The organism is Cellvibrio sp. GW822-FHT04B05, from assembly GCF_058800985.1.
Genome location: NZ_JBXAMU010000001.1, coordinates 280,947 through 297,775, shown reverse-complemented (window position 1 = coordinate 297,775; position 16,829 = coordinate 280,947). Strand labels below are relative to the sequence as shown.

The window sequence follows — 16,829 nt, the reverse complement described above, 5'->3', positions numbered from 1 at the left end:
AATAAACGCACTCACGAACATCACTAAAAAAACTATTTATTATCTTCCGCTGTCACTTTATAAGTATGTAATTGGTTTTTATGGAAATAATGGACGCCGAATAACATTCCGCCTGATTGTCCATCGCTTTTTATATCGCCAGCGATGCGTGCAATGACGTGATCACCGACATCGTCAATAATATTAATACCGGGATAGGCCATAACAGTGGGTGAGACCAAACCGCCGACTCTGCTACCAACAAGAAATAAACTGCCCAGGGTGGCCTTTTTTCCATGGGGAGTTAAATTTTCTGCTTCATCTCGCTTAAGCAAGTCAGCCAGTTGATCAGCTCCTGCTGCCAGTTCCTGTTGCAGGGATTTAATTTCCGCAGGCGGTGTATTCATAAACTCCGCTTTGGGATAGGTAGTGGGAAGATGGTAAAAATAACGCCCCACCCAGTCAGGCCCCTCAATGTGGTATACCAGCGATACACGATACACATCATCGAATCCCTGCTGGATAATTACGTAGGGATATAATTTATACGCGGCGTTTTCTGCTTTGTAAAATGAAGTCCGCTGCAAACTCTTAAGTGCATAATCATACGGGTCCGCAGCAGTGAATTTATTTTTATAGGAATTGGATGTGGCTTGATGCAATTGCCCAACAACAGCATCGCCTATGAACGGGATTGGTACCAGCAACGTAGCTGCCGAGTCGGGCAAAATAAATACGTAGGGAACTCCGGGAATCGGAGAAGACTTGCCGGGTATAGTTTTAGGCAGGCCATGAATGACACTGATACCTTGCTCAAAACCATTTTGCTTTACGGAAGTGCTTTGCTTCATGGCAATGCAGCCGCTTAGTGATAAGCCGAAAAATAACACACTGATCAGGCTAATTAATCTCATAAGTTCTCCTACTGCAATATTTTCTATACCGTTATCTCATTAAAGTTGGCCTTCAAGATGCTCAGGCGCACTCATGCCACGCAACCATTTAAGTGATTTCACTTCCCATGCCGGATTAGCCTCTTTCAACAATTGGATCAAGCCGGGTAAATGACCGGCCCCATAGGTGATGTAGATTTTTTTACTGGTATCGGCTTGTATTTGTCGGGCGAGATGATGATTACGAAAATCCAGAAGGAGCGGATCAAGTGCCTGGGGCTTTTTTTCACCACCCACCTTCAGGGCATAGACGAAAAATCCCCGGCATATATTACCGACCATACTTTTTTGGTTCTCGTTAGCATGCTGGACGAAGGTAAAGATTTTATTGGCGGTCTCGTCTGATAGGTCACCGCCGTTGGCTTTATTCTTTTTTTCTTTTTCAATGATGGCTGCAAACCCGGCGTTTTCTTTAATCAGGCGCTCATATTCTTTTTTTAGATCTGCTGTGGTTACATCCACAGTGGCGTGACGTTCGGGATGGGCCTGAATATCGTGAATCAGTAATTTAAAATAATCGAGCTGGAATTTAACACCGCAGACTGCGGAAAGTTGGCGATAATTATCCGATAACGAGGTACCACCGGCAACAGTCTCGGAAAACCATTTGTTGGCGTCTTCTGTTGAAGGCATTACACCTTCATAATAGAGTTTGTAACCCTCATCAAGCGCCTCTTCAAGATCGTATACAACAGACTTATAAAAATTTTCTGATCCCACATGCACCATGCCCTGGAATATTACCGTTTTATCACCATCACTAAGCACAGCCTGGGGTAAGACCAACGGATCAGTTTCGCTTTTTACGCTGAAATAAAAATAAGGAAATGTAAGGAGAGTGGTAAGCAGCAACACCAGGAAAAACCAGCTATTGCCAAGGCGGGACTTAGAATCAGAACCAAATCGTTTGAAAAATCTATTGGCTAACCATGCCAGAGGTAGCGCAATAATACCAAGCGCGACCAAAACACCTGCCAACAACCAAAAAGACCATGCGGCCAGAAACAATGCTCCCAGCAGAAACCCAATTCCCAGCAAAAATAAAAGAATCGCTCCTACGCCGATTTTTAGCTTTTGCCTAAATGCTATCGCTCCCGCCATAACAACTCCTACGTATTACAAGTTCAACCCATCGGCTCGCGGTAAATTGTCATCGAATAACTATAGCAACAGATGTATTGAAAAATGTAAAGAAAGGAAAATTCAAACGATTGATTGTATTTATGTGACTGAAATCTAAAAGTGCGCCAGGCGAAACACTGCCCGGCAGGATTGGCGATCATGGAGCTGCGTTTACATCGTGATGTGTGAGTCTGATGATAGAAATATGGCGATCTTCATCCACGCAACTGCAAAACAGTCATCAAATATTATTGGGCGGTATTCGAACGGGAACTGCATTGAACTTCCTTAGTGTCATAGCCCCAGCTGACTCTTACGTCTTTCTGATGAATTGAAATGCTCTCGTTAGGGCCTTTATAAACCATACCACTATCAGTTGCCTCTCTTAAGGTTTTTCTATGCGGATTAAGTATTCGGCTTTTTTTAAAGAGTTGCTCTATCGAGATGGCACACCCACGAAGGGTATGAATAGAAAGTAATTGCTGATCGAACTGAGTTTCCGCCCAATTTCCAGGGGTATTAATGATAGGAGCTAACACTTCAATTATTGGATTGGTTACTTTCATCATTACATAAGGCGGCTCAAACCAATCAACACTCTCCCAAACAGCGGCTCTTTTGCGAACAGAATTTTTCTTATTTTCAATCTGTGTGATTTGATCTGGCAAGACTCTCGGATAACATGCTTTTCCTTCGTTAGAGTTTAACAATATAGCTGGTATTTTTATGAAAACCCCTATTGTTCCTTCGGTTACATTGACACCAGTTAGCCCCATACCTAGAGCCATCATCTCAATATCATTTAAACTTATAGTTTTATATTTTTCATCACGCAAAATACGAAGCCAAATACCTCTATATACCCTCTCTGAATTAACTACCATATTCCGATGTATTCTCCGGATCCTTTAAAATTACGATAATGATATGTCCGTCCACCTTGGGGACAAAACAGAAAATAAGTTAATCAATAACATCGCTCTACCAATGATTCAATTACAATACATAACCGCTTAGATACTTATAACGTACTAATTATCGAACTCATTCGCTCCAGCAACACATCAAAACTTGGCTGCTCTCGGTAATACAAAGCAGACGTAGCCAGGTAGTTTTCCCGGTACAACCTTCGCGTAGCTACATCAGACAGAATGAATGCTTCATTCTCGGAAATAGGTATTTGATAATCTTTCTCTGGGAAGCGGACAAGCTTATGAGCGTGATATGCATCCGTACCAATAAAAGATTTAACGCTTTCATCTTCAAGCAGACAATACACATCGTAGTAATGCCGCATAAAGTTTTTGGGCATACCGCCGCGCTCTTGCTGATTTCTATATTTGGTCGCTATCGTTTGCAGCTTTTCTACGAAGGTGTAACCCGGCTCATAACAGGGGATCGCTGTGGCCAGATTATCAATGACAGGTACATTATGTTCCTTGGCAAAATCCAAGGCCCAGGAGCTGATATCGATTCGCCTGTTCGGTGTTACGGTATCGAACCCCACCTCCAGCAAAACACCATCTTTCACACCGGCAGAAATTGGATTAGCACTGGAATATTTCAAACGAATACCAGCGCTTCGAAATTTCTCATCGTCGAAGGCGTGATCTCTTACAACTTCATCAATGCCGTTAATAACAATTTCTTGGGCCAGCTGATCATAAAAAGCCTTTCGGCTTTCACAGTGCTGATCTTTGTTTTGATTTTTTCCCGTAGCTACTGTAGTTCCAGCAGGCGGCTCAATTCGAATATCAATATCTTCGGAGAAGCGATGAATAATCCGGAAGCCTTTCGACAGACTCGTCCCGCCTTTTAACTCAAATGAATACCCCTGCTGAGTCAGACCATAAAGGCAATGCATAATCCAGTAGTCTTTTTCTACCAAATCAGGGGCAATGCCTTTTTCTTCAGCAACGGTTCGAATGAGATCTTTGTAATCTTCATGGTGATGCAAATAATCAAGCGGCATGTGTCACGGTCTTATTATCAATAGATGCAAATAATTTCCTGGCTCTAACACCACCATAAAGCTGGGCATCATTTTTTAAAGAAGATGAATCCATGTTGGCAGCTACCTGGCTAACACGCTTCAACACAACATCCTGCTCTTCTGCTAATTTTTTTACATTGTTTACCAAATCGACCAATAGGAATTCTTTTGAAACCTCTTTAGGGAAGTAAGGCTTCATTTGAAAATTGAAGGTACGGTTACCCAGCTTGAACTTACCGTGGCGTTTCCGATTGTAGACAACCTGCTCGTTGTAAAGCTGGGTTGTACCAACTCCTAATGCGTTGTAGGTATTCGAGGAAAACAACAAGAAGTCGTCCGTTTTTAAGAAAGCTTCGACCAATTTGTAATCCTCTGGCGCCGCCTTACCAAAAGACGTTTTCTTGAGGCAGGCATAAACGCCTTGGGAAACCTTTTGTAAGGTCCCGTCCTTTACCAACAGCTTCAGGTGGCGATCAACAGCATTACTCCACTGTGCCAGGTCACCTCTGCGATATACCTGGCCTGGCTCCAAATGCTGCTTCAACTCATCTATTGCGGACATGCTCATACCTAATATTCAGCGTTTCTGTATACAAAATACACAATACAGCTAGAATTGCCAATATTTTTATTAAAAATTCATGCACAATTTAGATGTGCAGTCAGATAAATACACATCCATCATAGTTACTAACCCCTGGCAGCGGGGTGGGTGTCGTTGTACACCCCCATTGGGTAACCAATCGAATATCTTTGCTCAGACACCTTTTGGTAAATGCAGTAAGCAGTCTTCGTTTGGTGTATACCGTCGAATTACTTTGACCTCTGGCCAAACAGTCCTCTGCATAGAATTCGGTGCAGATAACTAATTTAGTGCTCCGCGTGCTCATGGTTATCACCTCGGCTAATGCAAAGTTGTCATACTGGTTGCCGAACTCAGATATTGCATAAAGGTACCTTTGGGATTCGATATTTCCATGCTAAATCGATTTACATCCATTTCTTTAGGCAAACTGACTTTGTAGCTCTGAATACCCAATGGGTTGAGTTGATCAGCAATGCTTACAGCAATTTTCTAATGCGCAATATCGTGATCAAAAGCAATACCGATACACTCTGTATTAAACAAACCTAAAACACGAAGATGTGAATCAGAAAAACTCTTTGCTCCCATAATGCTAACCACATTCTCAATACCCAGCTGAAGTAATGACATTGCTTCCAGTGGCGATTTACAAAGCAAGATATGCTTGTATTTCTTGAGGGCATCGATATTGAAAAACTCATCCCATCGGAAATTCAATGCACGTGATAAACCGAATAGGCTTTTAGCTTTGGGGTTATACGGCGACCATAAGCTCCGACAATATGACCTCGTACAGCCTTGCCTGTTGCTATGGCGGCTGGACGGGGCCACCTTCGGGTGGGCCGGTGTGGTTAAGTCCGGTGGTCGTAACCCTGTTCAGTCCGCCTCCATGAATTACGACTTCATGGGGGCGGGTAGCAACAAACTTAACCTGAGATTTTTATTAGGGATAATGTGACCCCTTCCCCCGCTTTTCCCAATTCCTGCATTATCAAACTCGATCAATCCCAATACGCGTTTTTTCAACAGTCCCGCCTTGAAATTCATTCGCCCAAGGGCAATGGCTTACTGTAATTAGTAAGCCATTGCCGAATAAAACAGAGGACGATGCGAGAAAACGGTTGCATTAAATTTTAATGCATCATGAAATCAGTTACATGACAATTACAACAACATGTAATCGTAAAGATTTGTCTGTATGCGCAAATATGATTGCCCCAAAAAGTTGATTGGGGTGAAAATCATCGCAACGCTCTATACAAATGATAATTATTAGACGTAGCTCAACTGGTTGTAGTCAAAATTTACTACCAATAGCCCCTCAGGAATTTTCCAAGGCTACTTAGTGCCTTTCAGGAACAAGAAACGTTGATGGTATTAGTGATGCGGCATCTTATGAGATGTTGCATTGACACAGTCTTACCAAATTTTTTTCTGTGTAAAACCTGACTACTTTCTGCAAAAAAATCCCACAATGCTCGCGCTTTGGTAGCTCAATTTAATGTTTACGTTAGTGTGAAATTAAGAATAAAAAGCTTGCGCCTGATCGGTTGGTTAAACTGTGACAAGCAATAACATCGGCAATTAGTACTCCATTGTTTTTTTGAATCGTTTTATTCAGTGCATTAACCATTATAAGTAGCTGAAATAAAAAACGATGGATATCGATTGTTAACAATTGAGAGAGATAAATAAATGAAAACTCAATTACTATCAGCAGTCATGCTGAGTATGTTATTGGTCGCTTGTGGCGGCTCCAACAAATCATCTTCAAATTCCAGTTCAAGTGCAGTAGGTAATTCCTTACAAAGTTCTTTAATTTCCAGTGTAGCGTCAAGTAGTCATGAAGCATCTTCAAGCTCTTCAACTGGAACTATTGATGCACCTTATACATCTCTTGATGATGGAGAAGAGATAATTAGTTTTGACGGAACTAAAGTCGTATGGAAGGGCAAGGAATGGACACTTGATGAACACACAATATTCATCGACTACCGCCTTGATCAATTTAAAATCCCGGATAGCCCTTACGCTTTCACATCCCTGCAGGACGCTAAGGCAGCCGGGGCAATTATTTCGGGGACGATAGACAAACGGATGACGGTGCTTGTTGCACCAGGCGTATATTGGATAGATGACCCGGACGATGGTTTTATCCGCCCCAGCCGCCCTGAGGATAATCCCGAGGAAGGTCTGTACGGTATGACCATCACCAGCGATTGGTTATATATATTAGGTTTAAACAGTAACAAGTTTAACGTGACATTTGCAGCAGCACGCGGCCAACAGCAAGGAGCCGACGGTAACTTTAACCTGTTCAGAATAAATTCAACCGGCTTCATGACAGAGAACGTCACCTTTGGCAATTATGTCAATGTGAACTTAAATTTCCCACTTGATGCCAAGTTGCCAGAAGATAAACGACTCAGCCGTGCAAAACGGTTTGATGCAATTTCCCAAGCGCAGCTCTTCGGTGGCAGCACCGTTTCAAACGCTATAGCGATTAACACAGCGTTTATCAGCCGATTGAACCTTTCGCCATTTAACGCGCTTTATATAAATTGCCATATTGAGTCCAGCGGACACGCGGGCGGCGGCAGTGCGTACATTAACAGCACGCTGTATTTCTACAACACCAACTTCAGCGGCGGAACACAATTCTATAATTCAGATATTTATCTTGAACCGCTTTCTGTTAACACTTCCGGTGTCAGCGTTTACGAACAAGGTTTTGGCGATAGCACAAACACTTCGGGCAGAGCAATTGACACTCGCTTCCATCGCGGAGCGACACTGATAAATCACCCTGTAACGCCGAACATGCCTGCGGGAATTTCATGGTCTACCCGAACGCCGAAGAGTCCCACAACACGCAGCTATCAATACAATGTGACACTGGATGGCGAACCCTACGTTATTCAAGATCATTTCACGCCAGGCGCGTCGGTTGTAATTCCTGCCGACAGCGAATTACTTAAGGCATATCGGGTAGAGAATGACGGTCAAATTTATTACAACATCCAAAACATTTTGGGTCTCAACGACTTTGACGGCAACAACGCGGTATATCTTCCTTATGCCAATGTGCCGGCGATTTCAGCGGCGGAAGTGAAGCAAGGTGTGGCAGACGGCTATTACAGAACAATTCCGAGGACCGCGAGCCTTAGCCGTGTCGGTGGCAACACGCCTATCCGCACTGGCGGGGCATCAGCAAAATTCAACGCAAGTGCAGAGACGGGTAGAACAGCCGGGCTTGGAGCATGGACATTTGAAGCATACGATTACCATTCTGATCACACGCTTGCTATTGATCCTGTGACGAAGAAATATAAACCAGCGTCCTACGTTGATTTGCACGTGACAGGCAACAGTGTAGACGTTACTTCCACACTTACCGGCTACGAGGAAAAAACCATTCTTATTGTTGCGAAGAATGCTCTCGGCATAGAAGCGGCGATATTGGCGACGGTTCAACCTGTATATATCGATCCGCCCGTGTTCACATCTGGAGGCGAACCGAAAATTGTTATAGGAGCAGACGGAAAAGCACGGATTGAGTACATATTCCAGGTAAACGGCATTGGCCTGCTTGATACATCTGTTATCAATTGGTATCGCGTGGACGCAGAAGGTAATGCGACTCCGCTCATTGTCAGCCGCCTCAACAAGCCTGAGCAAGAGTACACCTTGGGTGAAGGCGACATTGGTTATTACCTGATGGCCGAAATTACTCCCAAGTACAATGTAAGCGAGCTTTCAACCGCGAAAACAACCTTTAAATCCAGCCACTTGATAACCACGAATGATGTGGCAACAAGAACAGATGCCAACGGTAAAAAAGTGTCTTGGGTCGAGACAGATTTCAACAATATGCCTATCGATCCACAGCCCCGGATCATTCCCGGCACATGGACGCGAACCAATGGTCAAGGTGGCAGCGGTTGGACTTGGGTAGACGGATCTACCACACAAGGCGCTGCGGGCTTTCCTGGCCTACAGACTGGCTCACCTGATAGACAGTCCCGCCTGCATTATCAACCAGTGGGAAGTAAATTTGGCGACGTTACCCTGACTGTGAAATTAGCCCCGAATAAATCAGCGGGACAAGGGTTTGGATCTGCACCGGACTTTTTAGATATTTACATTAAGTCTGACGGGGTAAGGAATGACACTATTGTCCGCGGTGAGCCGGGTGCTACAAATGGCTATGCCCTGCGCTTCCAGCGACTTGCTGCCCCTGAAATCGGGGAGTTAGGTTTTGATGGGGGCGGTGCAGTGGCGGGTCTTGCAGTCTATTTGGTTGACATTAAAGACGGCAAGGCTTCTGCTGTCAGATACGACAGCAGCAACCGACCCTTCGGCTCGACCTTGCCACAGGAGATGTGGGATCCGGAAAATCCATCCGTGAAATACAATAATGGCGTTATGGTCAGCGCCTACTTGTCAGAGCTTACCGTAGAACTCAGTTTAGTTAACGGCAAGCTTGTAGCGGATATTTCCTCCACTAAGGAAGCGCGCTCTGGCGATGCATTCAACTATCTGAGACAGGTTCATTTGGAAGCTGACGTTAGCATGTCCGACCTCGGCGGAGTAGGCCTGTACTACAGTAGTTCGACCGGTAGCGATAACTCCACCGTACTGACTTACTGGAAGGCCAATATTTCAGTCACTCAAGATTAAACAAAACCAATATCCGGCATATTTAAAAAGTCCCGATTTAATCGGGGCTCAGACTGATAAAACCTCCAGCCACGCTGGAGGTTTTTTATTTAATAGCAAAAATATTGATCGAATTACTACTGCTTGCAATCCAATCTTTAACGCACGGCCATTATTTTCCCAGGCATAGTCCTGCGCTTCCTCGAAGGTCGAAGACATTAACGGCGCGGTGAAGATTGCGGGCGATGTGCAGAACAAAGTGCAGAACAATGTCTGCTGCAGATTCGGTTTTTTGCGGTTGTTGCGGTGCTTGTAAAAAGTGTTACTGCGCAGCGACTTCAATCAATAATTTACCGAAGTTCTCACCCTGCAATAATCCAATAAAAGCAGTGGGAGCATTTTCCAGATTGTGGATTTTATTTTCGCGCAGTTTTATTTTCCCGGCGGTAATCCATTCGCCCATATCGTGACGAAAACTTGCGAAGCGATTTGTGTAGTGGTCGAGGATAATAAAACCCTGCATACGAATGCGCTTTTGCAACAAGGTCGCTATCAGCTGCGGCAATTTGTTGGAGCCAGCGGCCGGGATTTGTTGATTATAATGCGCGATAAAACCGCACACCGGAATACGCGCATTTAGATTAAGCAGCGGCAGCACCGCTTCAAATATTGCACCGCCAACATTCTCAAAATAAATATCGATTCCGTTTGGACACGCCAGCGCAAGCTGTTCCTTCAGGTTTGGATGATGACGATCAAGGCAGATATCAAACCCGAGTTCATCGGTTGCGTAGCGGCATTTATCTGCACTGCCAGCAATGCCGACCACGCGCAGACCTTTTAGTTTGGCGATTTGCCCAACTATAGCGCCCACTGCACCTGTCGCGGCGGCGACTACCAATGTTTCACCCGCTTGCGGTTGGCCGATATCCATCAAGCCAATGTAGGCGGTAAAACCGGGCATGCCCAAACCACCTAGCGCTTGCGAGGGTTGCGCCAGATCACCCAGCGCTTGCAGGTCACTGCCATCTGAAACTGCATAATCTTGCCAGCCCGCATTTCCCAATACCAAATCACCAACGCGAAATTGCGAGTGATTGGATACAACAACTTCGCTCACTGTACCGCCGACCATCGGCTCACCTATGTTGATCGAAGGTGCATAGCCGGGGCCAACTTCATCCATCAAATTGCGCATGTAAGGATCGAGCGATAAATACAATGTGCGCAATAAAACCTGCCCTTCTGTTGGCACGGGAACCGGCGCATGCTGCAGCTGAAAATTATTCGGCTGCGGCAAACCTTGCGGGCGCGATGCGAGCAGAATGCGGCGATTGGTAGAATTAGTTTGTTGCATACGATTGCTCCTGTTGCAGCGGCAAAAACTATTTTTAAACTATTGGTAATTTTTAAACAGATGATTATTTTTCACAGAAAAATAAATTAATTTTTTGCACGCGGCCCGAACAACAGTACTAGCAACGTTCCGAGGCTAATTGTAACCAGGGCGAACACCGGGCCGCCCAATGCGCCGATATAATCCACCAGCAATCCGCCACCTATGGCGCCGCTGGCAATCGCAATTTGGAACGCCGCAACCAATAAACCGCCCGCCCCTTCCGCCTGGTCTGGCGCAGCGCGAATAATCCAGGTTTGGAAACCAACCGGAAAAGCGCCGAACGCGAAGCCCCACAGCGCGATTGCAACGGCGGCAATACCGGCAATGCTTCCCGCAATCACCAAGGTAATCGCCATCGCGATAATGAGCAGGCCGCCAAAGGCAATTGCGTGTCGCTCACTGCGCTCGGCGATAAAGGCACCGGCGAAATTGCCAAAGAATCCACCGATACCGTAACCCAGCAAAATCGCAGAGAGAGCGCTTACCGACACTTGAGTTACATCCTCCAATAGCGGACGAATGTAGGTGAATCCGGCGAAATGCCCGGAAATAACCAATATCACCGCCACCAATGCAACGCGCACATGGGTGCGGCCCAATAATTGGAACAGGATACGCAGGCTCGGATTGTCTTTTGGCGGCAGTGCAGGAATAGCAAAAAACTGGGTCGCAATGGTTACCAGACTAAGGCAGCCGGCAGCGATAAACGCGCTTCGCCAACCCCACAGATCACCGATATATGCTCCCAGGGGCGCGGCACAGACAGTGGCAACGGACACGCCGGTAAGAATCACCGACATAGCGCGCGCAAATAAATGGTCGGGCACTAACCGCATCGCCAGGGCCGCCGACATCGACCAAAATCCGCCCAGAGCAACACCCAATAACACGCGGGCGATCAGCAGCACGACAAAGTTATTAGCGATCACGGCCAATACATTGGAGAACAGCAACAACAGCGAAAGGGAAAGCAGCACGACCTTGCGATCCAGATTGCGGGTAAGTACCGGAATAGTGGGCGCGGCTATGGCACCGACCAAAGCTGTCGCGGTGACTGCCTGACCGGCTGCGCCGACAGAAATACCGAGATCGCTCGCCATCGCCGTAAGCAAACTGGCCGGTAAAAATTCGGCGGTCACCAAGCCGAAAACGCCCAACGCCAGGCTGGTAATGCCAGCCCAATTAGCCCGGTTGGATTCAGGGAGATCAATAGCCAAAGGTATGGGAGCGCAATTGGGGCAAGTGGTGTTGTTCATGGAAAGCCTGTGAGCAGTTAATCGTTGCCGCAGTTTAGGGTTATGGTTTTGGCTTTTCTATGATATAAAATCCGAAAGACATGACTATTTATCCAAAAAGGTTTAGCAATATGCGCGATACCCTGACCGAAATTTTGCTTGGACTGCGCCTCGATGGCGTGGAATATGGCCGCTGCTTGTTGCAAACACCTTGGGCAGTGGCGTTTCCGGCGCAGCGTGAGGCGCGCTTCCACTTTGTCGCCCAAGGCGGTTGCTGGCTGCGCACCCGCACCACTGATTGGGTAAGACTGAACCCTGGCGATGCAGTCCTTTTCCCGCGCGGTGATTTCCACATTCTGGCGAGTTCACCGGACGTGCCGGTGGTGGATATCGATAGCCTTGCGCGCAAACCGGTGTCGGATAATATCTATTTGGTGAACGGCGAGCTGCGCGAGAGCGTTGCCGAACCGGATGTGCTTTTCTGCGGCGCCATGCGCTTTAACCTCGACCCGCTGCACCCGCTTATCGCAATGATGCCGGACCTGATGCGCACCAGCGACCTCGCTACCCGCGACCCGTCGGTGCCGGTTTTGTTGGAGGCGATGGAACGCGAGATCAGTCTGGATCGCATTGGCGCTTGCGGCATATTGGCGCGCCTCGCCGATGTATTGGCAGCCAGTATTATTCGCGCCTGGGTGGAGTGCGCGTGCGGTGATTCGAGCGGTTGGATTGCGGCCGTGCGCTGCCCACAAATCGGTAAGGTATTGGCGGCTATCCATATGCAACCGGAACTCGATTGGTCAGTGGCAACCCTCGCTAACCTGATGGGTGCCTCCCGCTCCAGTTTTACCGACAAATTTACCCGTACGCTCGGAGAGTCGCCGGCCAAATACGTTGCGCGGGTAAAAATGTTTCAGGCACGTCACTGGATCGCCCGCGATGGCATGCGTATCGCGGTGGCTGCCAATCGCCTTGGGTACGATTCGGAAGCTTCATTCAGCCGCGCGTTCAAACGCATCATCGGTCATCCGCCCAGCGAAGTGCGTGAAATGTTATCGCTGTAGCAATTGGCAATTCATCGAAAAAATTACCTATCACTACTCATGCAGGGGAAAACTGTGGATCACTGCGCTCAACCCGGCCTGCTGCCAATCGAAGAAGCACTCGTCCGTATTTGCAATCAATTACATCCCGTTCAGGAAAGCGAAATGGTTGCGTTGCATGCAGCGCTGGATCGCGTGCTTGCATCTCCCATCGCGGCACCGATTAATGTACCCGGCGGCGATAACTCGGCAATGGATGGTTACGCAGTGCGCGTGCAGGATTGCGAAGAGAAACTGACGGTCATTGGCCAAACCCTCGCCGGCCATCCGTTTGCGGGTTCTGTTGGTATCGGGCAAGCGGTACGCATCATGACCGGTGCATTAATTCCTCCAGGTGCAGACGCAGTTGTCATGCAGGAAAATGTGCAGCGTGATGGCGATATACTGACAATTATCCATACACCAAAAATAAGCGAAAATATTCGTCGTACCGGTGAAGATATTGCATTGGGCAACCAGGTATTTTCTGCGGGTCGTCGCTTATCTGCCCTGGATATTGGTTTGCTTGCATCACTTGGGCTGGCGCAAATTAATGTGGTGCGTCGATTACGCATCGCCCTGCTCACCACCGGCGATGAATTATTGCCGCCCGGCGCTGAACCTGAAGCGGGAAAAATCTACGACAGCAATCGTCCGCTATTAACGGCGCTGTTAACAAGGCTTGCCGTTGATGTGTTGGATTTAGGTGTGATCACCGATGTCCCTGCAGCATTGCGCGATGCATTTAACAAAGCGATGCAATGGGCAGACGTAATAATTTCTACCGGCGGTGTTTCGGTAGGTGATGCGGATTACACCAAAGAGGTTCTCGCTGAATTGGGCGAAATTGATTTTTGGAAAATTGCGATGAAACCGGGCAAACCTTTTGCGTTTGGCCGCTTGGGACAAGGGTGGTTTTTTGGATTACCGGGCAATCCTGTATCTGCAGCAGTGACTTATCACCAACTGGTTGTACCGGGCTTGCGTTGCCTTGCGGGAGAAGCATTTAGCGGCTCAGCGACAGGTTCACAAAACACCTTAAGTGCTATTGCTACTCACGCGATAAAAAAACAACCGGGACGCACGGATTTCCAACGTGGAATTCTTACGAATGCAAATGGAGTTAATACAGTTATCAGTGCAGGATTACAAAGCTCGGGGGTGCTAAGCGCGATGGCTAAAGCGAACTGTTATATTCGTTTGGAGGCGGAGCGTGGTGCAGTAGACAAAGGGGAAACAGTTACAGTAATTCCTTTCGATCATTTCATTCGCTAAAACTGATTTTTACCCAATACACTGTTGAACCGATTACCCATTTTTTACCAGCCGCCACTCGGCGACCGGTAAAAATAATGGTTCTACAAGAACAATTGTGCTTAGCGACGTGACAGCAAGTAACCTATCAGGAAGCCAACACCAGCACTTGCGCCGATTGCGGGCCATGGTTGCTCATGTACGTAATTGTTTGCGCTCTCGGCAGTTTTACGTGCGCGATTCGCAATATTGCCCCCAATTTCTTCGGCAGAGGCTTTTGCCGCGGAAATACGCTGTTCCAACTTGGCTTTTGCTTTGACCAACTCTTCACCGGACAAACTGCTGGTAGCTTTTAGAAGGCTTTCAATATCGGCTACGAAGCTACGAAACTCGTGTGAAATATTTGACAAGGCTGCATCTGCTTGAAGCTCGGCGCCCTTGGCTTTGGCGTTGGAAATCGGGGTGCTTGATAAAATAGACATAGTTAAATTCCTTATTGCGAGTAGTTAAAAGTAAATATCGTACGCTGCGAAAGGATTTCCTGACTCCAGCGATCTCGAATGGAGTGCGGATTATTCAAAACACAGTGCTGATACTAGGCTTATAAAACACTGATCTCTGTTCGCCAGCGCACGAAAAATCCATTTCATTTACTGGCGCCTTTAGGCAACAATCGCATCTAAATCCGGACGATCAATAAAACGATGCTGCGCCAATGCGTCAACAAATCGCTGCACAAAAATCGCCGACTCCGAGCCCAACGGGGCGATAATTACACCCGGCCCCTTGAAACTATCAGACATAATGGATGAACGCGCGGCGCGTGTAACCAACATTCCCCCCTCATCACTCGCGCCTATTGCTTTTCCATGCTTGTAAGCCTCTTTTACAAACAACACTGCGTTTGCATTTTTGCACAAGGATTCCACACTCACTTGACCGCCCGGAACATATACCGCATCAAACATGACCGAGCCGACCGTCAGCAAACTGTAGTCAATATGGAAACGATGCCCATGCTTACAAGTCACTTCGCCGAGTCGCGTTGAAATAATTTTTACAGTAGCGCCACCGGCTGCGAGAGTATGGCGCAGCGCGAAGAAGCGATCACTTTCAAAACCATCGGCAACCAACACCGCAACATAACGCCCGACAATAAAATCTTTACGCGAACTCATCATACTCAGTGAAGGATCAATCACCGGAATATTTGTGTAAGGAAGGGTTCCGGCATTTTCCGGTGGTGCCGGTAACTCCATACCGAGTCCGCGCGCAACACATTGTGCAAAGGTGGCATCAACCTGGGTTAAATTGGAAAGCATGCGTACCCGTATTGCCGGGATGCTGACTTTTGCCAGCGCAAAACAAAATGCCGCAACAATATGGTTTTGTTCCCATGCACATTGGCTACGCCAGAAAAGCGCAGCTTGCGAATAATGGTCATTAAACAATTTTCCGCAGGGCGATATTTTTTCGGCGCGATTAGCACAGGTAATACCTAACTCAATACCCGGCACCAGATGACCAGAGTGGAATGCAACCGGATCTGATTCTGCAGAGTAATTTTCCGGATTGCGGTTCAACACCAACTTGCCGATAATGCGCACGGGCACCAGCGATTCCGGAATCAACTTGGTTGGATCAAGTAAATCAAAATGGAATTTATATTGATCTTCTTCTGCAACAATCTGCACCCCCAATTCCCATTCGGGAAATTGCCCTTGATCAATTAATTCCCATAAATGCTGGCGATAAAAATCGGCATCTTTACCGGCCAGCTTGATTGCTTCATCCCACACTAACGAATGTACACCGAGCACCGGTTTCCAATGGAACCTGGCAAAACAGGTTTTACCCTGCTCATTGGTGAGACGAAAACTGTTGCCGCCAAAACCTTCCATCATCGTAACGCTACGCGGTAATGCGCGATCTGACATAGCCCACATAAGTGCATGCATTGATTCCGGCGCGCGCGCCATACTGTTCCAAAAAATATCTTGTGGGGAGGCGGTTTGCGGTAAATCATGAGGGATTTCATGGCTCGACACTTCCGTCAGTACCGGGCGTTTTCCCTGGATAAACGAGACAGGGATATTATTCCCAACCAAATCGAAGTTGCCATCGCGCGTATAAAAACGCACGGCAAAACCACGCACGCTGTCGATCACTCCGCGCGCATTTGCCACGCTGGAAAAATGTACGAACACGGAGGTGAATACTTCAGGATTCTGCAAAAAATCCGCTTTGGTAAATTCATGTTGCGGTTCGTAAACCTGAAAGAGTCCGTATGCTCCAATACCACGCGTATTAACAATTTGGGCGGGAACATCACTGTGATAAGGGAGATGGTTGTCAGCGACTCCCTGTACAACCCTGCTCTTACCAGCCGGGGTATAACTTGTGAAGTTAGTCATGGAATTGTCCACTTAAAAAAATGAATTGGAATGCCGATTCAACTTCCGCTTACGTGCGAAAAGTGAGCAATACTAAAAAGAGAAATAACCCCCCTGAGGGATCCTTCCCGGGGGTTTTAGGGGGAGAGGCAGGCTACTACCGCCGTCAGTAGA

Annotated in this window: 13 protein-coding genes; 3 read left to right on the top strand and 10 right to left on the bottom strand. The window is 47.0% G+C overall.

Annotation, left to right across the window (positions count from 1 at the left end; genetic code table 11):
* Window positions 1-32: 32 nt before the first annotated feature.
* The 6 genes from AC1RJL_RS01150 to AC1RJL_RS01125 all read right to left on the bottom strand — a co-directional run bounded on the left by AC1RJL_RS01150 (window position 33) and on the right by AC1RJL_RS01125 (window position 5,464).
* Window positions 33-893 (bottom strand): hypothetical protein, encoded by an 861-nt coding sequence (locus AC1RJL_RS01150; protein WP_492910907.1) that lies wholly within the window; start codon window positions 891-893, stop codon window positions 33-35.
* A 39-nt stretch (window positions 894-932) separates the two neighbouring features.
* Window positions 933-2,033: a hypothetical protein gene (locus tag AC1RJL_RS01145; RefSeq protein ID WP_492910906.1), complete on the bottom strand. Its 1,101-nt coding sequence runs from the start codon at window positions 2,031-2,033 to the stop codon at window positions 933-935.
* A gap of 269 nt (window positions 2,034-2,302) precedes the next feature.
* On the bottom strand, window positions 2,303-2,938 hold the full coding sequence (locus AC1RJL_RS01140) for a hypothetical protein (RefSeq protein WP_492910905.1): 636 nt from the start codon (window positions 2,936-2,938) through the stop codon (window positions 2,303-2,305).
* A gap of 137 nt (window positions 2,939-3,075) precedes the next feature.
* The gene (locus tag AC1RJL_RS01135) at window positions 3,076-4,026 is read right to left on the bottom strand and encodes a nucleotidyl transferase AbiEii/AbiGii toxin family protein (RefSeq protein WP_492910904.1); all 951 of its coding nucleotides are present in this window, start codon (window positions 4,024-4,026) and stop codon (window positions 3,076-3,078) included.
* The gene (locus AC1RJL_RS01130) at window positions 4,016-4,609 is read right to left on the bottom strand and encodes a hypothetical protein (RefSeq protein WP_492910903.1); all 594 of its coding nucleotides are present in this window, start codon (window positions 4,607-4,609) and stop codon (window positions 4,016-4,018) included. The genes AC1RJL_RS01135 and AC1RJL_RS01130 overlap by 11 nt, the downstream gene beginning before the upstream one ends.
* 513 nt (window positions 4,610-5,122) lie before the next feature.
* Window positions 5,123-5,464, bottom strand: a complete 342-nt coding sequence (locus AC1RJL_RS01125) for a toprim domain-containing protein (RefSeq protein WP_492910902.1) — start codon at window positions 5,462-5,464, stop codon at window positions 5,123-5,125.
* Between the two features lie 864 nt (window positions 5,465-6,328).
* Here AC1RJL_RS01125 and AC1RJL_RS01120 point away from each other — a divergent pair.
* Window positions 6,329-9,313: a hypothetical protein gene (locus tag AC1RJL_RS01120; protein ID WP_492910901.1), complete on the top strand. Its 2,985-nt coding sequence runs from the start codon at window positions 6,329-6,331 to the stop codon at window positions 9,311-9,313.
* 301 nt (window positions 9,314-9,614) lie between these two features.
* On the opposite strand, the gene curA is transcribed toward AC1RJL_RS01120, so the two are convergent.
* Together curA and AC1RJL_RS01110 are read right to left on the bottom strand one after the other, a co-directional pair.
* Window positions 9,615-10,649, bottom strand: coding sequence for an NADPH-dependent curcumin/dihydrocurcumin reductase (curA, locus tag AC1RJL_RS01115; protein WP_492910900.1), 1,035 nt, complete (start codon window positions 10,647-10,649; stop codon window positions 9,615-9,617).
* An 86-nt stretch (window positions 10,650-10,735) separates the two neighbouring features.
* Window positions 10,736-11,947 carry an MFS transporter gene (locus AC1RJL_RS01110; protein ID WP_492910899.1) on the bottom strand — a complete coding sequence of 404 codons (1,212 nt, stop codon included), beginning with the start codon at window positions 11,945-11,947 and terminating at the stop codon, window positions 10,736-10,738.
* Between the two features lie 110 nt (window positions 11,948-12,057).
* Between AC1RJL_RS01110 and AC1RJL_RS01105 the strand changes: the two genes are divergently transcribed.
* Window positions 12,058-12,990 carry an AraC family transcriptional regulator gene (locus tag AC1RJL_RS01105; RefSeq protein ID WP_492910898.1) on the top strand — a complete coding sequence of 311 codons (933 nt, stop codon included), beginning with the start codon at window positions 12,058-12,060 and terminating at the stop codon, window positions 12,988-12,990.
* Window positions 12,991-13,044: 54 nt separating this feature from the next.
* Complete coding sequence (gene moeA, locus AC1RJL_RS01100; RefSeq protein ID WP_492910897.1) at window positions 13,045-14,283, top strand: molybdopterin molybdotransferase MoeA; 1,239 nt, start codon at window positions 13,045-13,047, stop codon at window positions 14,281-14,283.
* A 101-nt stretch (window positions 14,284-14,384) separates the two neighbouring features.
* On the opposite strand, the gene AC1RJL_RS01095 is transcribed toward moeA, so the two are convergent.
* Window positions 14,385-14,744: an ElaB/YgaM/YqjD family protein gene (locus AC1RJL_RS01095; RefSeq protein ID WP_492910896.1), complete on the bottom strand. Its 360-nt coding sequence runs from the start codon at window positions 14,742-14,744 to the stop codon at window positions 14,385-14,387.
* Between the two features lie 180 nt (window positions 14,745-14,924).
* A complete protein-coding gene (locus tag AC1RJL_RS01090) occupies window positions 14,925-16,676 on the bottom strand; it encodes a catalase (RefSeq protein WP_492910895.1) in 1,752 nt (583 codons plus the stop codon).
* Window positions 16,677-16,829 lie beyond the last annotated feature (153 nt).

Coding starts and splice junctions, on each gene's coding strand:
- AC1RJL_RS01150 (WP_492910907.1), bottom strand. CDS start 893: ATGAGATTAATTAGCCTGATCAGTGTGTTATTTTTCGGCTTATCACTA.
- AC1RJL_RS01145 (WP_492910906.1), bottom strand. CDS start 2,033: ATGGCGGGAGCGATAGCATTTAGGCAAAAGCTAAAAATCGGCGTAGGA.
- AC1RJL_RS01140 (WP_492910905.1), bottom strand. CDS start 2,938: ATGGTAGTTAATTCAGAGAGGGTATATAGAGGTATTTGGCTTCGTATT.
- AC1RJL_RS01135 (WP_492910904.1), bottom strand. CDS start 4,026: ATGCCGCTTGATTATTTGCATCACCATGAAGATTACAAAGATCTCATT.
- AC1RJL_RS01130 (WP_492910903.1), bottom strand. CDS start 4,609: ATGTCCGCAATAGATGAGTTGAAGCAGCATTTGGAGCCAGGCCAGGTA.
- AC1RJL_RS01120 (WP_492910901.1), top strand. CDS start 6,329: ATGAAAACTCAATTACTATCAGCAGTCATGCTGAGTATGTTATTGGTC.
- curA (WP_492910900.1), bottom strand. CDS start 10,649: ATGCAACAAACTAATTCTACCAATCGCCGCATTCTGCTCGCATCGCGC.
- AC1RJL_RS01110 (WP_492910899.1), bottom strand. CDS start 11,947: ATGAACAACACCACTTGCCCCAATTGCGCTCCCATACCTTTGGCTATT.
- AC1RJL_RS01105 (WP_492910898.1), top strand. CDS start 12,058: ATGCGCGATACCCTGACCGAAATTTTGCTTGGACTGCGCCTCGATGGC.
- AC1RJL_RS01095 (WP_492910896.1), bottom strand. CDS start 14,744: ATGTCTATTTTATCAAGCACCCCGATTTCCAACGCCAAAGCCAAGGGC.
- AC1RJL_RS01090 (WP_492910895.1), bottom strand. CDS start 16,676: ATGACTAACTTCACAAGTTATACCCCGGCTGGTAAGAGCAGGGTTGTA.